The following is a 16,280-nucleotide window of genomic DNA, read 5'->3' on the forward strand; positions in this document are numbered from 1 at the left end:
GTTTCAGCGTGCTGCTGTGGAGACGGCTTCGCAGGGCTGGTTTGAACGGCTCTGTTAAAGGCAGCGTAAGGGTGCAACAAGATAACGTCAGGCCGGTGTGACCCGGCCCGACAGGCTTAGCTCGCCGGTTCGGCCTCATACATCCACAGGAGTTCGTCGAGGCGCGGCTCCCAGATGATCTCGGTGCTCACGCCCGCTTGGTTTTCGAGCTGGAAGAGGGTGATCATGGGGCGCTCTTCGACCAGGATGTCGAAGGCTTGGGCGAAGAGTTCGGCGCGCCGTTCGGGGTCGAGTTCGACCAAGCCCTCGTTGACGAGCGCGTCGAAGTCCTCGTTGCACCACCCCGTGCGCCCGAAGTAGGTGCCGCCGCAGAGCATCGGCGTGAGCGCCAAAGAGGCGTCGAACATCGAGTTGGACAGCCCGATAAAACCCAGGTTCTCGATGTTCTCGGCGTCCCAGACCCGCTCTAGGTAGGCGCTCCACTCGAGCACCTCGACGCGGGCGTTGATGCCGACCTCTTGCAGCAGCGCGCCGGTGATCTCCAAAAGCTCCGAGTCGAGCGGGTAGCGGCCCAAGGGGCCCTGCAGCGTGATCTCGAGCTCCCCGGGGCCGTAGCCCGCCTCCTCCAAGAGCGCGGCGGCGCGCTCGGGGTCGTAGTTGTACGCGCCGTAGAGCTCCATCGGGGCGGCGTCGATACCCGGCGTGACGCGGCTCAGCGTGGGGGCGCCCAAGCCACCCATGACCGCGTCGACCAAGAGTTGGTCGTTGATGGCGTAGTCGATGGCCTCGCGCACGCGCGGGTCGCTCGTGGCGCGGCCCTCTTCGGTGTTGACCAGAAACATCATCACGCGCGGGGTCGGCCACGGCAGCAAGGTCGCCTGACCGCTCGCTTCGACCCGTGCGGAGTCCTGTACGGGGATGTTGGTCGCGATATGCACGCCGCCCGTGAGAAGTTCGCCGACCCGCGTCGAGTCCTCGGGGATGGTGCGGTGCACGAGCCGGTCCCAGACGGGGCGGCCGCGCCAGTGGTCGTCGAACGCCTCTAGGATGACGCGGTCGTCGCGGATCCACTGCACGAAGCGAAACGGGCCGGTGCCGATGGGATCAGTTGCGAAGCCGTCCCAGCCGACCGCTTCGATGTGGTGCTTGGGCAGGATGCTCGAGCCGATGCGGCTTAGGCGGTTGAGCAAGATGGGGTCGGGTTCGTGGGTGTGGATGACGACCTCGTAGTCGCTTACGACCTCGACCTCGCGGATGGTGTTGTAGTTGTTGTGCTCTTGCAACGAGGTGTCGGTGGCGACGCGCTCCAAGGTGAACTTGACGTCCTCGGCGGTGAAGGTCTCGCCGTCGTGCCACAAGACCCCCTCGCGCAGGGTAAAGCGCCAGGCGGTCTCGCCGTCTTGCTCCCACGCGGTCGCTAAGGCCGGTTGCAGCTCCCCGTCGCGGTCACGCATCACCAGGTAGTCAAACAGGTTGACGTGCACCGCCTCGACCGCCGTGGTGTTGTGGTCGTGCACGTCGAAGCCGGGGATGTCGATCCCCTGGGCGATGACGATCTCGCGCTCCTGGGCGCTCGCTACCCCGACCAAGGCGAATAAAAAACCGACAAATAGCATCTTTATGCTTCGGCGCATCGATCCTCCCGAGCTGTGGCGTGTTTGCGAAGTGACGAGGGCTTACCCCCCGAGTCTATAACCAACGGCGCTCCGGATGCAACCGCGCTGCCGCACGGGCTTCCGGCGCACCCCGAAGGGGCCGGATTTGGGTGAGCGCGCGCGGGGGGTGTATAAACGCAAGCGAGGTGGATAACGTGCTCGAGGCCGTCTTCGACAAGATAGACCAGAACGCGCAACTGTATACGACGTGGCTGCAGGAGCTGTGCCGCCAGCCGAGCGTGGCGGCGCAAAACCGCGGCATGGCGGAGACCGCGGCGCTCGTCGCGCGCCTTTTGGAGGCGGTGGGGGCGCGCGCCGAGCGCGTCCCCACCGCGGGCTTTCCGGTGGTTTACGGCGAGCTGCAACAGGGCGCGCCGGGGGCGAGGACGCTCGCCTTTTACAACCACTACGACGTGCAGCCCGAGGACCCGCTCGAGGCGTGGGACAGCCCGCCGTTTGCCGCCGAGATCCGCGGCGGGCACCTCTACGCGCGCGGCGCCGCCGACAACAAGGGCAACCTCGCCGCGCGCCTCGCGGCGGTGCACGCCTATCGGCAGGTGGGCGCGCTCCCCGTGAACCTCAAGTTCATCGTCGAGGGGGAGGAGGAGATCGGCTCCCCGAACATCGCCGCCTTCGCCGCGGCCCACCCCGACAAGGTGCGCGCGGACGGTTGCGTGTGGGAGTTTGGTTACAAAAACCCCGACGGGCAGCTGCAGGTGAGCTTGGGCGTCAAAGGCATGTGCTACGTCGAACTGCGGGTGCGGGGCGCCAACACCGACCTGCACTCGGCGAACGCGGCGGTGGTCGAAAACCCGGCGTGGCGGCTCGTGTGGGCGCTCGCGACGCTTAAAGGCACCGACGAGCGGGTGTTGATCGAGGGCTTTTACGACCGCGTGTTGCCGCCCTCGGCGGAAGAGGTGGCGCTCCTCGACGAGATGGCCTACAACGAGGCCGAGACCCTAGAGCAGCTGGGGTTGGGGTCGTTTTTGGGCGGTCGGACGGGGCGCGACCTCAAAGAGGCGCTGGTGTTCGGACCGACCTGCACCATCTGCGGGCTCAGCGCGGGGTACAGCGGGCCGGGCACCAAGACGGTCTTGCCCGCGACCGCGAGCGCCAAACTCGACTTCCGGCTCGTCCCCGACCAGGACCCGCACGAGGTCTTGGCGGCGCTGCGCCGTCACCTGGACGCGCGCGGCTTCGGGGACATCGAGGTGACGCCCTACTCGCTCGAGCACCCCGCCAAGACCGACCTAGGCGCGCCGCTGATTGAGACCGTGTTGGCCCAAGCGCGCCGGGTCTACGGCCGCGAGGCGACCGTGAACCGCCTCTCGCCGGGCACCGGGCCGATGTATCCGCTCTGCCAGGCGCAGGGGGTGCCCGCCGTGTCGTTCGGCGTCGGGCATGCGGGCTCGAACAACCACGCGCCGAACGAGAACATCGCGCTCCAGGACTTTATCGACGGCATCAAGATGGTCGCCGCCGTGATCCACGGCTTCGGGGCAGCGTGAGCGGGTCCGGGGCGGCCGAAGCGTTGGGGGCGCGCCTCAGCGCGTGGCGCCGCCGCCTGCACCGATACCCCGAACTCGCCTTCGAGGAGACCCGTACGGCGGCTTTCGTCGCCGAGACGCTGCGCGGCGTGGGCCTGGGCGTGCAGACCGGCGTCGGCAAGACGGGGGTGGTCGCGCTCGTCGAGGGGCGCGCGCCGGGGCCGACGGTCGCGCTGCGCGCCGACATGGACGCGCTGCCCGTTCAGGACGAGAAGAGCGCCCCTTACGCCTCCGCGCACCCCGGCAAGATGCACGGCTGCGGCCACGACGCCCACACCGCCATGCTCTTGGGGGCGGCGCACCTGCTCGCCGCGCGGCCACCAGGGCGCGGGAACGTCAAGCTCATCTTTCAACCCGCCGAGGAGGGGCTCGCGGGGGCGGCGGCGATCATCGCGGACGGGGTGCTTAGCGGCCCCGAGGTGGCCGCTATCTTTGCCATCCACGTCCACCCCACCGTCGAGGTCGGTTACGCGAGCGTCTGTCCCGGGCAGAGCAGCGCCGCGAGCGACACCTTCGACCTCACCATCGTGGGGGAGGGGGGGCACGCGGCGCACCCGCACCTCTCGGTCGACGCCATCACCGTGGCGGCGGCGGTCGTCACGGCGCTGCAGCAGCTCGTCAGCCGCCAGACGAACCCGCTGCACCCGCTGGTCATCACGGTCGGCAAGATCGCCGGCGGCGCCGCGCGCAACGTGATCGCGCCGAGCGTGCGCCTCGAGGGAACCGTCCGCTCGCTGCACCCGGAGCTCCGGGAGCGGGTGCCGGTGCTCTTGGAGCGGCTCGTGCGCGGCGTCTGCGAGGCGTTCGGCGCCGATTACCGGCTCGAGTACCGCCACGGCTACCCGTCTGTGTATAACGACCCCGCGCTCCTGCCCTTTTTGGAGGCGGCCACCCTCGAGGTGCTGGGGCCGGGCCGCCTCAGCGTCCGCGAGCCCTCGCTGGGAGGTGAGGACTTCGCCTACTACACGCAGCGCGTGCCGGGGCTTATCTTCCGCTTAGGCACTCGTGGTGACGATGAAAGCACCCGCTACCCGCTACATCACCCCAAGTTCGACCTCGACGAGGCGGCGCTGCCTTTGGGGAGCGCGCTACACGCCGAACTCGCCTACCGCTACCTCGAGGGTGCAAGCTCGCTCTGAGGCTCGGATACGCGAGACGTACCGTCCGCTCCCCTGGGGAGCGGACGGTTGTTGGACCATGCTGCCGTTCGAAGCTGTAGGCTGCCAGGCTAAGCAGTTGAAGCGGCGTCGCTAACGCTATAGCGCGTCCAGATACCGGCTTTCCCGCGCAGGGGTGAGGGTGCTGCTCCCAGGCCTACCCGACCCGCGACACTCCGACGACCTCAACGCTGTAACCAACGGGCTCGCGTTCTGGAACGCAGTTCGGCGTGGCGCACCCCCACAGGGCGGTGCGTGGCTGGAGGCTGCGTGTAACTGGTGGTGGGGCGGTTGTATAGCGGTTGTGTACCCGGGTCGCGCTCCGCGAATTGACAGCGCCCACCTGGGGCGTCATACTAGAGGAACAATAAAGTGTAAACGTTTACACTTCCTCGCTAGAGGGTGTTTCGGTGGTGCAGCTGATGGAGGACGTAAGGCACGCATGACGAAACGGAACCTGACCATCTTGGACGTCGCTCGCGAGGCGCAGGTCTCGACGGCGACCGTGTCGCGCGCGCTGAATGGCGGCAAGGTCTCGGCGCGGGCGCGGCGCCGTGTGGAGCGGGCGATCGAGGTGCTCGGCTACCGGCGCAACACGCTCGCGCGCGGGCTCGTCACGGGCAAGACGGGGGTGGTGGGGGTGCTCGTACCGGACGTCTTGGGCCCCCTCTACGCGCAGATGGCGCGCGGCATCGAGGACGTGCTGACGCCCCTGGGGATGCAGTACACGCTCGTCACGAGCAGCCGCGACGTGGCGCGCGAGGGGGTAGCGACGCGCTTTTTGCTCGAGCACCAGATGGACGGTCTGATCCTGATCGGCGTGCAGATGCCCGCCGAGGGGCTTCGCAGCCTTCTCGGGGAGCGCGCGCCGGTCGTGCTGGTGCAGCGCGAGGCGCCCGCGGAGGCCGAGCCTTCGGGTTTCCCGACGGTCGGGCTCGACAACGCTCACGGCGCCGCGGCGGCGATGCGCCTGCTCCTCGAGGCGGGCCACCGCCACATCGCCCACGTCGCGGGCGCGCGCGTCGACGGGGTGGCGCGGCTGCGCGCCTACCACCGCGCTCTCGATGAGGCCGGGATCGCGGCGCGCTACGTCTTCGAGGGGGACTCGACCGAAGCGAGCGGCGTCCGGGCTGGAGGCGCTCTCGCGGAGTACCCGGAGGTCAGCGCGGTCTTCTGCGCGAACGACCGCGTGGCCCTTGGGCTCTACCACGCCCTCCATGAGCGCGGGGTGCGGGTGCCGGAGGGGCTGTCGGTGGTCGGTTTCGACGACCTGCCGTGGAGCGCCTTTTTGGGGCCGCCGCTCACGACCGTACGCCAGCCCGGACGCGAGATGGGGGCGCTCGCCGCGCGCCGCCTTCTAGAGCTGCTGCAAGGGGAGTCGCCCCCGCCCTCGACGCTCGTAGAGCCCGAGCTCGTCGTCCGCGCCTCTGTAGCGCGCGTTGAAAGGGGGTGACCTCGAGCCGCTGTTTACCCGAACCGCTTGACGCGTTCTCAAGACATCTTTGGAGGTTATTGATGTTGTCCCGACCTGCTCACAGGCTGACCCTTAGTTTGCTCACGCTCGCGCTCTGCGGCGCCGCCTCGGCGCAGCTCACCCTCTGGACGACGGAAGAGCAGCCCGATCGCATCGCCGTGCAGGAGCGCATCGCCGCCGACTTCGAGGCGCAGACGGGTATCTCGGTCACCGTGGTGCCCGTCAACGAAGCGCAGATGGGCGAGCGCGTCACCGCCGCGTTCGCTGCCGGTGAGCTGCCCGATGTGATCTACCACCCGCTCAACTACACGCTCGGCTGGACCGAAGCGGGCATCCTCGACACCTTCGCCGCTACCGAAGTTGTCGAGCTGCTTGGCGAGGAGACCTTTAGCGCGGGGGCGCTCTCGCTGGTCGAGGTCGCGGGCGAGTACGCCGCCGTCCCCGTCGATGGCTGGACGCAGCTGCTGCTCTACCGCGCCGACCTCTTCGAGGAGGCGGGGCTCGAGGCCCCTAGCTCCTACGAGGCGATCCTGGCGGCTATCGACGCCCTGCACAACCCCCCCGAGCGCTACGGCTTCGTGGCGGCGACTGACGTGAGCCAACCCTACATGCTCCAGGTCTTCGAGCACTTCGCCCTCGCCAACGGGGTGCAGCTCGTCGACGATGAGGGCAACGTCACCTTGGATACCCCCGAGATGGTCGAGACGCTCGAGTTCTACAAACGCCTGGTCGAGGCGAGCCCCGCGGGCAACCTCTACTGGGAGCAGTCGCGCGAGCTCTACCACGCGGGCCGCGCGGCCATGATCGTCTGGTCGCCCTTTATCTTGGATGAGCTCGCGGGGTTGCGCGACGACGTGCCGGTGACCGCCTTCGACGACCCCACGACGAGCGAGCTAGCCGAAAGGACGGGCTTTTTAACCCGGCTTTCGGGTCCGAGCTTCGCCGAGGGTGCGGGGTGGTCGGACATCCGCTACTTCGGCATCACCGTCGACGCGGACGTCGACGCCGCGATGCAGTTCGTCGAGTACTCGATGAGCGAAGGCTACGTCGATACCCTCTCGGTGGCGGCCGAAGGGAAGATCCCCGTGCGGCGAGGCCCCGCCGACGACCCCGAGGCGTTCGTCGAGGCGTGGTCGAACCTCGAGGTCGGGGTCGACCGGCGCGCGCCCCTCAGCGACTTCTATAGTGCCGAACTGTTGGGGGAGCTCGTGGCTGGGCTCGAGACCGCCAACCGCTGGGCCTTTGCGCAGGGGCAAGGGCTGCTCTATAGCCGCATGGCGGATACCCGCGTGCTGGTCGAGACGCTGCGCGAGTTTCTGGACGGCGACAGGAGCGCCGAGGAGACCGCTAGCCTCATGCAGGAACGGGTGGCCGCGCTGCAGCAGTAGCGGCGCGTGGCGCGCAGCCCGTGTTCACCGCGGGCTGCGCGCCCCTAAGGAGGTCGACGATGGCGGCTCTTACCCCCGCCCCCCGCAGGACGCTGGCCGCGCGCGAGGCGCGCCTCGCCTACTGGATGCTCGCCCCGACGGTGCTCATCGTGCTGGCGATCGTTATCTTCCCCGTGGTGATGGCCTTCTGGCTGAGCGTGAAGCCCGTGACCCTGGGGGACCTGCGCGCGCCGACCCCGGCGGTCAACGAGCGCCTCACGCTCCCCGAGGGGCCGGGCGAACCCTTTGAACTCACCCTCATCGCCCGCAACCGCTCGCAGACGACGCCCCTCGAGGCGGTCACGGTGACCCGCGAGCTGCCCGCCGGTTTGGAGCTCGCGGCGCAAGCGCCCTGCACCTTTACCGGGACGCTCCTCCGCTGCGAGCTGGGCCGTTTGGAGAGGGGGGAGCGGCGCGACCTCGAGCTGCGTTTCACCGCCGGCCCCGCCTTTTTCGAGGTGCCCGAGCCGCGCGGCGAGGGCGCGGAGATCACCGCGCAAGCCCCCAACATCCTCTTTACCCCCGACTTCACTCTGGACAACTTCCGCGCCATCTTGCGCAGCCCCGAGTTCTGGCCCGTCATGCGCGTGACGCTCTCGTACACCCTCTTTAGCGCGGTCTTCTCGATCCTGCTGGGGCTCTTCGCCGCCCAACTGGTCGACGCCCGCTTCTGGGGGCAGGGCTTTATCCGTGGCCTCTTCCTCTTCCCCTACGTCGCACCGGTGATCGCTGTGGCCTTCGTCTGGGCGTTTTTTTTAGATCCCTCCTCGGGGACGGCGAACGCCCTCGGGGTGCACTATGGGCTCCTGGAGACGCCGCTCAACTTCCTGGGTAGCCGCAGCCTCGAGGTATCGCTCCTCGGCGCGCGCTTTACCGTGCCGCTGGCGCTCGCCACCGTCATCGCCTTTAGCGCCTGGAACTACTTCCCCTTTGCCTTCCTCTTTATCCTGGCGCGCTTTCAGGCGATCCCCAAAGACATGTACGAGGCCGCTGACGTCGACGGCGCGAGCCCGCTGCAGAAGTTTTGGTTCGTCACCCTGCCCCAGCTCACCGGCGTGCTGGCGGTGCTTTTCCTGCTGCGCTTCATGTTTTTGATCAACAAGTTCGAGGACATCTTTTTGCTGACCGGGGGCGCGGCCGGTACCAAAACGCTCCCCATCCAGATCTACGACCAAGCCTTTGGGCTCGCCAACTTGGGTACCGGCACCGCCGTCGCGGTGATTCTCTTCGGCGTCTTGCTGCTCTTTATGGTGATCTACTTTCGCGTCGTACCGGAGGAAGCGTGAGGCGGGCGGTCGGGCTGTTGGCGGCCGGCGTCGTCGGCGCGCTCGCGACCGCGCTGGCGGTGGCGAGCTGGTCGCTGCTCGCCACCCTCGTAGGTGGCCTGAGCGCCACCTTGCCGCTCGGCGCAGCGCTCGCTGCGGGCTTCGCTCTGGGCGTGCTCGTCGGCCTCTGGCGGCGCGGCAAAGACACGCCGACGCTGGCCGCCGTGGGGCTCGGGGTGGGCCTCGGGGTGCTCTGGCTGGCGGTGAGCGGGCTGCGGCCGCTCGGGCTGCCGGGGGGCGCGTGGGCGCTCGCTGGGCTTTTGGCCTTCGCCGCCGCCGGGCAGCTCACCCGCTACGCCCTGCGCGCGCTCCCCTTGGAGGCGTTTCGGCGCGACACCGCCGAGGTGCTGGGTATTCGGCTGCTGCGCGGCGCCGGCTTCGCCTTTTTCCTGCTGATCATCCTTTTTCCCTTCTACTTCATGGTGGCCTCGAGCTTTAAAACCCGCGCCGAGATGCTGAGCGACCCGACCGACCTCTCCATCTCACTGGCGCGGCCCGCGTCGGCGCTCTTTGCAAGCTACCGCGCGGTGCTCTTTGACTTCGGCTTTTTGCGCTATATCGGTAACAGCGCCCTCGTCGCCGCCATCACCGTGGTGATCACCCTTGCCCTGGCGGTGCTCGGCGCCTACGCGGTGACCCGCCTCGCGTTTCGTGGGCGCGCCTTTTTATCGCGTGCGATTCTCCTCATCTATATGTTTCCCGCCATCGTGTTGGTCATCCCGCTCTACGCCGTCTTTACCCAGCTTGGGCTGCGCAACACCCTACCGGGTCTTTTGATCGTCTACCCGGCGACGACCATTCCGGTAGCCCTGTATATGCTGCGGAGCTACTTTCAGACGCTCCCCAAAGACCTTGAGGAGGCCGCCATGATCGATGGCTGCACCCGCGCCGAGGTGATCTGGCGCATTACCCTGCCGCTCGCCGCCCCCGCGCTGGCATCCGTTGGGCTCTACGTCTTTATGATCGCCTGGAACGAGTTTTTGTTCGCCTTTATGTTTTTGGACAACCCCGCGCTCTTTACCCTGCCGCGTGGGATGGTGGCGCTCGACAACCAGGAGGTGCCGCGCCAATACCTGATGGCGGGGGCGGTCATCATCACGGTGCCCATCATGCTGCTCTTTTTCGTCTTCGAGCGCTACTTGGTCGGCGGCCTCACCGCCGGCGGGGTCAAAGGATGAGCGTATCGGCGCACCTAGCGGGGGAGGCGCAGCGCATCCTGCGCGACAACGACACCGGCCGCTTCATCAAACCGAGCCCGAAGCAGTACCCCCACCAGTGGAACTGGGACGCGGCGCTCATCGCGCTGGGGCTGGCGACTTTTGACCTCGAGAGAGCCCGAGCGGAGGTGCGCACCCTCTTAGAGGGGCAGTGGAAGGACGGCATGGTGCCGCACATCGTGTACCACGACGGCCCCTCCGACTACTTCCCGACTCCCGACTTCTGGCGGAGCGAAAGGAGCGCGGCCGCCCCAAGCGTGCCGACCTCCGGTTTGACGCAGCCGCCGGTGCTGGCGACCGCCGTGCGGGCCATCGTCGAGCGCGACCCCGACCAGGGGGCGGCGCTCACGTTTCTCCGCGAGGTCTACGGCAAGCTGCTGGCCTGGCACCGCTGGTTCTACGCCGCGCGCGACCCCGAAGGGAGCGGGGTGGTAGCCCTCATCCACCCCTGGGAGTCGGGGATGGACAACTCGACGCGCTTTACCGGGGCGCTAGCGCGCCTTACGCCCACGGACGTCCCAACCTTTCGGCGCCGCGATCAGCAGCACGTTGCGGCCGACGAGCGCCCGGTCGCGGGGGACTACGAGCGCTTCATGTACCTGATCGGTCTCTATCGGGACTGGCGTTGGGACCCGGAGGCGCTCTTCGAGCGGGCCCCTTTCCTGATTCGAGACGCCTTCACCACGGCCATCTTGCACCGCGCGAACGAGGACCTGCTCGAGCTCGCCACCTCACTAGGTGAACCCACGGAGGAGATCGCGGGCTGGCTCGCACGGACGCGTGCGGGTTACAGCGCGCTCTGGGACGAGGCGGCGGGTTTGTACTTCGATCTCGACCTGCGCGCCGGCGCGCCGGTGCGCGAGGACACCTGCGCGACCTTTTTGGCGCTCTACGCGGGGCTCGCCAGCGAGGCGCAGGCGGCGCGGCTCGCTGAGCACCTCCGCGACCCGGACGCCTACGCCCCCGACGCGCGCACCCGCTTCTACCTGCCGTCGGCGGCCAAGAGCAGCCCCTACTTCGAGCCGCGGCGCTACTGGCGCGGGCCAGTGTGGCTCAACATCAACTGGTTTTTGGTGCAGGGGCTCCGGCGCTACGGCTACGCGGCGCTGGCCGAGCGGGTCGTAAACGACACGCTGAGCTTGGTTGCGCGGAGCGGGTTTGCCGAGTACTACGACCCCCGCGACGGTTCACCCTGCGGCGCGCGCGACTTTTCGTGGAGCGCGGCCTTGGTGCTGGAGCTTCTCTAGTGCGCGCTCTGCACCTGGGCACGCGGTTTGCCGGTACGGACGGGGTGAGCCTCGAGGCCGAAAAGGTCGCCTGGGCGCTCGGTACGTTGGGGCTCGAGCCCTTTTTCTGTGCAGGTGAGGTTTCCAAAGAACGTACAGCGGCGGCGAACACCTTCTGCCTCCCCGCGATGCACTTCGAGGATCCCGCGGCGGCGGCGCTCGGCGCGCGCATGTTCGGTGGGGGGGAGGATGAGGGCTTGCGCCGCGACCTCCGCGCCGCCGCCGTAGCGCTTGCGGACGACCTGATGGAGGTGGTGACGACCGTCCGCCCCGACCTGTTGGTGATCCAGAACGCTTGGGCCATCCCCATGCAGCTGCCGCTCGCCGAGGCGCTCGCGCTGGTGGCGACGCGCACGGGGTTGCCCTGTCTGTCGCACGAGCATGACTACTTTTGGGAGCGGGAGCGCTTCGCGGCCTACGCCGACCCGGCCTTCCTGGACACCTTCTTCCCTTTCCACGCCCCCAACGTGCGGCACCTCTGCATCAATACGCCCGCGAGGCGCGCGCTTCACGAGCGGCGCGGGTTAGAGGCGAGGGTGCTCCCGAACGTCATGGACTTCGCGCACCCCGCTCCCGGTGTGGACGCCTACAACGCCGACTTCCGGGAGGCTATCGGTCTCAGCGAGGCGCACACCCTCTTTTTGCAGCCGACGCGGGTGGTGCCGCGAAAAGGTATCGAGCTCGCCATCGACCTCCTGGCCGAACTCGCCGACCCCGCGCACGTCCTGGTCGTCACGCACCGCGCGGGCGACGAGGGGCTCGCCTACCTGCGGCACCTAGAGGCGTATGCGGCGGTGAAGAGGGTGGAGCTGCGCTACGTCGCCGAACGCGTCGACGAAAGTCGCCGCGTGGAGGGAGACACAAAAATCTACGCCCTCTCGGACATTTATCCGCACGCCGACTTCGTCACCTACCCGAGCCTCTACGAGGGCTTTGGCAACGCGCTTTTGGAGACGGTCTACTTCCGCAAACCGGCCTTCGTCAACCGCTACCGCGTTTTTGAAACCGACATCGCCCCCAAGGGGTTTCGCTTCGTCGAGATTAGCGGGGCCGTGACGCCCGAGGCGGTGCGCGCCGTCGCGCAGCTTCTAGAGGACCCCGAGGCGCACCGAGAGATGGTCGAACACAACTACGCGCTCGCCCTGGAGCACTTTTCCTACGACGCGCTCAAGGATGTGCTGGCAGCAGAGGTGGCGGCGTTGGGCTTGAGTCCTGTGTTAGGCGACCCCTTTGGCCCCCCTATACCAACCGCGCAAGGTGTACACCCCCACTTTAGAAAACGCGTTTAGGGCACAATGGGGACATGACGGCAGCGACCACCTCTACCCTGACCCTCATCCCCCGCCGCGCCCTCTTCGGCAACCCCGAGCGCACCGAGCTGCGCCTCAGCCCGGACGGGCGGTTTTTGAGCTTTTTGGCCCCCAAAGGCGGCGTGCTCAACGTCTGGGTCGCCCCCGCCAACGACCTCACGGCGGCCCAGCCCATCACGGACGACACCGGCCGCGGCATCCGCCTCTACACCTGGGCCTGGACGGACGAGCACGTGCTCTACCTCCAAGATGAGGGGGGCGACGAGAACTGGCGCCTCTTTAGCGTCCACGTCGCGACCCGGGAGGTCCGCGACCTCACCCCACTGGCGGGGGTGCAGGCGCGCGTCGTCAAGCTGAGCCCCAAGCACCCTTGTGAACTCATCGTCGGGCTCAACGACCGCGTGCCCGAGTACCACGACCTCTACCGCCTGGACCTGCGGTCGGGGGAGCGGACGCTGCTGCTCCAAAACGACGGCTTCGAGAGCTTTTTGCTCGACGACGACTTTCGGGTGCGCTTCGGCAAAAAGCCGACCTCGGACGGTGGCTATCTCCTGCTCAAACGCGAGGGCGACGCTTGGCGCGACGAACCGTTCGTGACGGTGACGCACGAGGACGCCCTCTCGACCGCCGCGGTAGGGCTTGATGCCGACGGAGACCTGCTCTACCTCTTCGACAGCCGCGAGCGGGACACGGCCGCTTTGGTCGCGTTGGACACGCGCACGGGGGCGCGGACGGTGCTCTTCGAGGACCCGCGCGCCGACGTAGGGCACGTGCTCAGCCACCCCCTGACCCGGCGCGTCCAGGCGGCGGCGGCGACCTACACCCGTACGCGCTGGGGGGTGCTGGATGAGGCCGTGCGGCGCGACCTGGAGATCTTGCAGGCGGCCACCCCCGGGGAGGTGTGGGTGCACGACCGCACCCGCGACGACGGGCTCTGGGCCGTCTCGCTCGAGCGCGACGACGCCCCTACCGCGTACGCCCTCTTTGACCGCCGGGCGGGGGAGGTGCGGCCGCTCTTTAGCACCCGCCCGGCGCTCGAGGGGGCGCCGCTTAGCCGGATGCGCCCGGTCGTCATCCCCGCGCGCGACGGTCTAGAACTCGTCAGCTACCTCACCCTGCCCGCGTCGGTCGCGGGTGAGCGTCCCGCCGCGCCGCTGCCTACCGTGCTGCTGGTGCACGGCGGCCCTTGGGGGCGTGACACATGGGGGTTTAACACCTGGCACCAGTGGCTCGCGAACCGCGGTTACGCCGTTTTGAGCCCCAACTTCCGCGGGTCGACGGGTTTCGGCAAGGCATTTGTGAATGCCGGCGACCTCGAGTGGGGCGCCAAGATGCACGAGGATCTCCTCGACGCCGTGGCGTGGGCCGTTTCAGAAGGTATCGCCGACCCCGCGCGCGTCGCCATCATGGGCGGCTCCTACGGCGGCTACGCGACGCTCGCCGGGCTCGCTTTTACCCCGGAGGTGTTCGCCGCCGGCGTCGACATCGTGGGGCCGTCGAACCTGCAGACGCTGTTGGAGACCGTGCCGCCCTACTGGGCCGCTATGGTCGAGGAGATGGCGCGCCGCGTCGGCGACCACCGCACCGAGGCGGGGCGCGCGTTTTTGTGGTCGCGCTCGCCCCTAAGCCGCGCCGCTGAGATCCGCCGCCCGCTGCTCATCGGCCAGGGGGCGAACGACCCGCGCGTCAAACAGGCGGAGTCCGACCAGATCGTCGCGGCCCTGCAGGAGCGGGGGATCCCCGTCATCTACGCGCTCTACCCGGACGAGGGGCACGGCTTCGCGCGCCCCGAGAACGCGCTCTCGTTCTACGCGCTGACCGAGGCGTTTTTGGCGGAGCACCTGGGCGGCCGCGCCGAGGACTTGGGGGAGGACCTCGTGGGCTCGAGCTTGGAGATCAAAGCGGGCGCGGCGTGGGTGGCGGGGCTGAGGGGCGCCTAAACCCCCTCCCCCCGGTTTAGGGGGGCGCTCAGCAGCACCTCGTAGCGCGCCCCCGTGGGCGCCAGCGTGCTCCGCATCAGCTCGAGGCTGTGGATGGGGGCGGAGAGCGCAACGGGGCGCTCGAGGAGGCCGGGCAGCGCGCGCCGCACGTCGGGCGCGGCCGGCGGCGGGACGCGGCCCAAGGTGAGGTGCGGGTGGTAGGCCGCCGCCCCCGCTGGCCGGAGCCCCTCACGCACGAGGGCGCGGTGGAGCGCCGCGACGCTCTCGGGGTCGGCGACGCCCGCCCAGATGACGCGCGGCCTCGAGCGGTTCGGGAAGACGCCCAGGTGCGTGAAGCGGAGCTCCAGGGGGGCGTGCGCGGCCGCGACGCGCCGCAGCGCGGCCTCCGCCGCGCGCCGCCCCGCGTCTTCGAGCTCGCCCAAGAAGATGAGGGTGAGGTGCAGCGTTTCGGGGTGCACCCAGCGAACGCCCGGGAGGGTTCGGCGGAGCGCCGCGAGGTCGTCGGTGAGGCGCTCGCGCGCCGATGTCGGCAGGTTGAGGGCGATAAAGAGGCGCACGTCAGCGCGTCTTCGCTGGCCTCAGCTGCCGCACCGCCCAAGCGAAGAACACATAAGCCATCTCAATCTGGATGAGCGCGCGTCTCGCCTTACAGGCTAGCCACCCCGCCACGGCCCCCACACCGCGTCCTCGTCGGGGAGCGGGTGCCCAGCGGTCTTGAGCGCTAGTAAAATCTGCCCCCGGTGGTGCGCGTCGTGAACCATCATGTGGATGAGGAAAGCGTCGGGGGAGTCGTGGCTCTCGCCGTACGCGGTCGCGCCCTTTTGGGTGGCGGCTTGGGCGGCCCCAAGCACCGCTTCGTACGTCTCCCGCATCACCTCCCGGATGCGCCCCAGGTCGGTCTCGGGGACGTACGCTTCGGGGTCGTCCTCAGGCAAACCCTCCCGAACGGTGAAGAGCCGGGGCAGCGCCTCCAGACCCGAATCAAACTGCGTCCCCCAGTACTTGACGCTCCCGACGATGTGCGCAAGGTGCTGCGCGACGCTCATCCCGCCGCCGGGGGTCCTCGAGGCCAGCATCTCGGGGCTGAGGTGGCTCAGCAAGACCTGATTGACGCGGAGGTTGTTCTCCCACGCTCGGCGGACGCTTTCCGAAACGCTCATCGTTCCCCTTTCACGGCCTTGGCGAGTTGCCGGATGGCCCCTAAGTGATAGGCCGAGTGGATGGCGATGGTCATCCCGAAGTCGAGCGCGGCCTCGTCCCAGTGCGTCACGGCGCGGGTCGTCCAGCTCCCCTGCCAGTCGGTTTTGCCCTCGAACCCCTCGAAGTAGCGCTCCATCGCCTGCACGTAAAAGGCCGTGTGGAAAGCGTGCGCGGCGATGGTCGTCCCCAGGACTTCCCGCGACGCCTCCTCGGCGGAGAGCGCGTCCAGGGTGCTGAACAAGTCCGCCCCCCTATCGAGGTAGATGCCGCTCGTCTGCGCGAAGGTCTCCGAAAGGACGGCGAAAAGGTTTTGGGTGAAGTGCGAGGCGGAGACGGTCGCGGATGGCGTCGGTTCGGGTGCGGCGGGGTCAGGCATAACCCTCCCAGGGCGTCAAGGCGTTTGGTTGTTGGAGGTGCTGACCAGTGGCGGCGCTCATGGTAACACGTCGGCCAACGCAGGCCTTGGGGCGCGCTGTGGCGTATCATCGGGGCATGGAACGCACCACCGTTTTGCTCCCCCCCGAGTTGAAAGCGCGGGCGGAGCGGGCCGCCAAAGCTGCAGGCGTTTCGCTCGGCGAGCTGATCCGCAGCGCGCTCGAGGCCAGAGTCGCCCAGGCGCGCGACCCGCTCTTCGCCGACGAGGTCGCATTCCCAGAGGATACGGAACCCGATCTCGCCCTCGAGCACGACCGCTACCTCTACGACGACGGTCGTTGACCGTGTTTTTCGTTGACTGTGGCTG

General features: G+C 68.4%; 14 protein-coding genes. 10 read left to right on the forward strand and 4 right to left on the reverse strand.

Translation table 11 applies throughout. The features are described 5' to 3' along the window. Window positions 1–116 precede the first annotated feature (116 nt). Window positions 117–1,634, reverse strand: a complete 1,518-nt coding sequence (locus TRAD_RS04715; RefSeq protein ID WP_013177446.1) for an ABC transporter substrate-binding protein — start codon at window positions 1,632–1,634, stop codon at window positions 117–119. A gap of 176 nt (window positions 1,635–1,810) precedes the next feature. Here TRAD_RS04715 and TRAD_RS04720 point away from each other — a divergent pair, with 176 nt between their 5' ends. The 9 genes from TRAD_RS04720 to TRAD_RS04760 all read left to right on the forward strand — a co-directional run bounded on the left by TRAD_RS04720 (window position 1,811) and on the right by TRAD_RS04760 (window position 14,338). After that, a complete protein-coding gene (locus tag TRAD_RS04720) occupies window positions 1,811–3,163 on the forward strand; it encodes a M20/M25/M40 family metallo-hydrolase (protein WP_013177447.1) in 1,353 nt (450 codons plus the stop codon). Further along, window positions 3,160–4,341: a M20 metallopeptidase family protein gene (locus tag TRAD_RS04725; RefSeq protein WP_013177448.1), complete on the forward strand. Its 1,182-nt coding sequence runs from the start codon at window positions 3,160–3,162 to the stop codon at window positions 4,339–4,341. The genes TRAD_RS04720 and TRAD_RS04725 overlap by 4 nt, the downstream gene beginning before the upstream one ends. 460 nt (window positions 4,342–4,801) lie before the next feature. Next, window positions 4,802–5,812, forward strand: a complete 1,011-nt coding sequence (locus TRAD_RS04730) for a LacI family DNA-binding transcriptional regulator (protein ID WP_013177449.1) — start codon at window positions 4,802–4,804, stop codon at window positions 5,810–5,812. A gap of 62 nt (window positions 5,813–5,874) precedes the next feature. Next, on the forward strand, window positions 5,875–7,221 hold the full coding sequence (locus tag TRAD_RS04735; RefSeq protein ID WP_013177450.1) for an ABC transporter substrate-binding protein: 1,347 nt from the start codon (window positions 5,875–5,877) through the stop codon (window positions 7,219–7,221). A gap of 59 nt (window positions 7,222–7,280) precedes the next feature. Beyond that, window positions 7,281–8,546: a carbohydrate ABC transporter permease gene (locus tag TRAD_RS04740; RefSeq protein WP_013177451.1), complete on the forward strand. Its 1,266-nt coding sequence runs from the start codon at window positions 7,281–7,283 to the stop codon at window positions 8,544–8,546. Continuing rightward, window positions 8,543–9,763: a carbohydrate ABC transporter permease gene (locus TRAD_RS04745; RefSeq protein ID WP_013177452.1), complete on the forward strand. Its 1,221-nt coding sequence runs from the start codon at window positions 8,543–8,545 to the stop codon at window positions 9,761–9,763. The genes TRAD_RS04740 and TRAD_RS04745 overlap by 4 nt, the downstream gene beginning before the upstream one ends. Beyond that, the gene (locus tag TRAD_RS04750) at window positions 9,760–11,049 is read left to right on the forward strand and encodes an amylo-alpha-1,6-glucosidase (RefSeq protein WP_013177453.1); all 1,290 of its coding nucleotides are present in this window, start codon (window positions 9,760–9,762) and stop codon (window positions 11,047–11,049) included. Before TRAD_RS04745 ends, TRAD_RS04750 begins: the two co-directional genes overlap by 4 nt. Then, the gene (locus tag TRAD_RS04755) at window positions 11,049–12,377 is read left to right on the forward strand and encodes a glycosyltransferase family 4 protein (RefSeq protein WP_013177454.1); all 1,329 of its coding nucleotides are present in this window, start codon (window positions 11,049–11,051) and stop codon (window positions 12,375–12,377) included. The genes TRAD_RS04750 and TRAD_RS04755 overlap by 1 nt, the downstream gene beginning before the upstream one ends. A 14-nt stretch (window positions 12,378–12,391) precedes the next feature. Next, the gene (locus tag TRAD_RS04760) at window positions 12,392–14,338 is read left to right on the forward strand and encodes a S9 family peptidase (RefSeq protein ID WP_013177455.1); all 1,947 of its coding nucleotides are present in this window, start codon (window positions 12,392–12,394) and stop codon (window positions 14,336–14,338) included. On the opposite strand, the gene thpR is transcribed toward TRAD_RS04760, so the two are convergent. The 3 genes from thpR to TRAD_RS04775 all read right to left on the reverse strand — a co-directional run bounded on the left by thpR (window position 14,335) and on the right by TRAD_RS04775 (window position 15,914). After that, entirely contained in the window at window positions 14,335–14,895 is a 561-nt protein-coding gene (gene thpR, locus TRAD_RS04765) for an RNA 2',3'-cyclic phosphodiesterase (RefSeq protein ID WP_013177456.1), read from the reverse strand. The two genes, TRAD_RS04760 and thpR, sit on opposite strands and share 4 nt — an antisense overlap. Window positions 14,896–14,991: 96 nt before the next feature. Beyond that, window positions 14,992–15,498 (reverse strand): DinB family protein, encoded by a 507-nt coding sequence (locus TRAD_RS04770; protein ID WP_013177458.1) that lies wholly within the window; start codon window positions 15,496–15,498, stop codon window positions 14,992–14,994. Next, window positions 15,495–15,914, reverse strand: coding sequence for a hypothetical protein (locus TRAD_RS04775; RefSeq protein ID WP_013177459.1), 420 nt, complete (start codon window positions 15,912–15,914; stop codon window positions 15,495–15,497). The genes TRAD_RS04770 and TRAD_RS04775 overlap by 4 nt, the downstream gene beginning before the upstream one ends. A 116-nt stretch (window positions 15,915–16,030) precedes the next feature. Between TRAD_RS04775 and TRAD_RS04780 the strand changes: the two genes are divergently transcribed. After that, window positions 16,031–16,255 carry a ribbon-helix-helix protein, CopG family gene (locus TRAD_RS04780; protein WP_041947148.1) on the forward strand — a complete coding sequence of 75 codons (225 nt, stop codon included), beginning with the start codon at window positions 16,031–16,033 and terminating at the stop codon, window positions 16,253–16,255. Window positions 16,256–16,280 lie beyond the last annotated feature (25 nt).

It is taken from the genome of Truepera radiovictrix DSM 17093, assembly GCF_000092425.1.
Taxonomy (GTDB): Bacteria; Deinococcota; Deinococci; order Deinococcales; family Trueperaceae; genus Truepera; species Truepera radiovictrix.

Coding starts and splice junctions, on each gene's coding strand:
- TRAD_RS04715 (WP_013177446.1), bottom strand. CDS start 1,634: ATGCGCCGAAGCATAAAGATGCTATTTGTCGGTTTTTTATTCGCCTTG.
- TRAD_RS04730 (WP_013177449.1), top strand. CDS start 4,802: ATGACGAAACGGAACCTGACCATCTTGGACGTCGCTCGCGAGGCGCAG.
- TRAD_RS04735 (WP_013177450.1), top strand. CDS start 5,875: ATGTTGTCCCGACCTGCTCACAGGCTGACCCTTAGTTTGCTCACGCTC.
- TRAD_RS04740 (WP_013177451.1), top strand. CDS start 7,281: ATGGCGGCTCTTACCCCCGCCCCCCGCAGGACGCTGGCCGCGCGCGAG.
- TRAD_RS04750 (WP_013177453.1), top strand. CDS start 9,760: ATGAGCGTATCGGCGCACCTAGCGGGGGAGGCGCAGCGCATCCTGCGC.
- TRAD_RS04760 (WP_013177455.1), top strand. CDS start 12,392: ATGACGGCAGCGACCACCTCTACCCTGACCCTCATCCCCCGCCGCGCC.
- TRAD_RS04770 (WP_013177458.1), bottom strand. CDS start 15,498: ATGAGCGTTTCGGAAAGCGTCCGCCGAGCGTGGGAGAACAACCTCCGC.
- TRAD_RS04775 (WP_013177459.1), bottom strand. CDS start 15,914: ATGCCTGACCCCGCCGCACCCGAACCGACGCCATCCGCGACCGTCTCC.
- TRAD_RS04780 (WP_041947148.1), top strand. CDS start 16,031: ATGGAACGCACCACCGTTTTGCTCCCCCCCGAGTTGAAAGCGCGGGCG.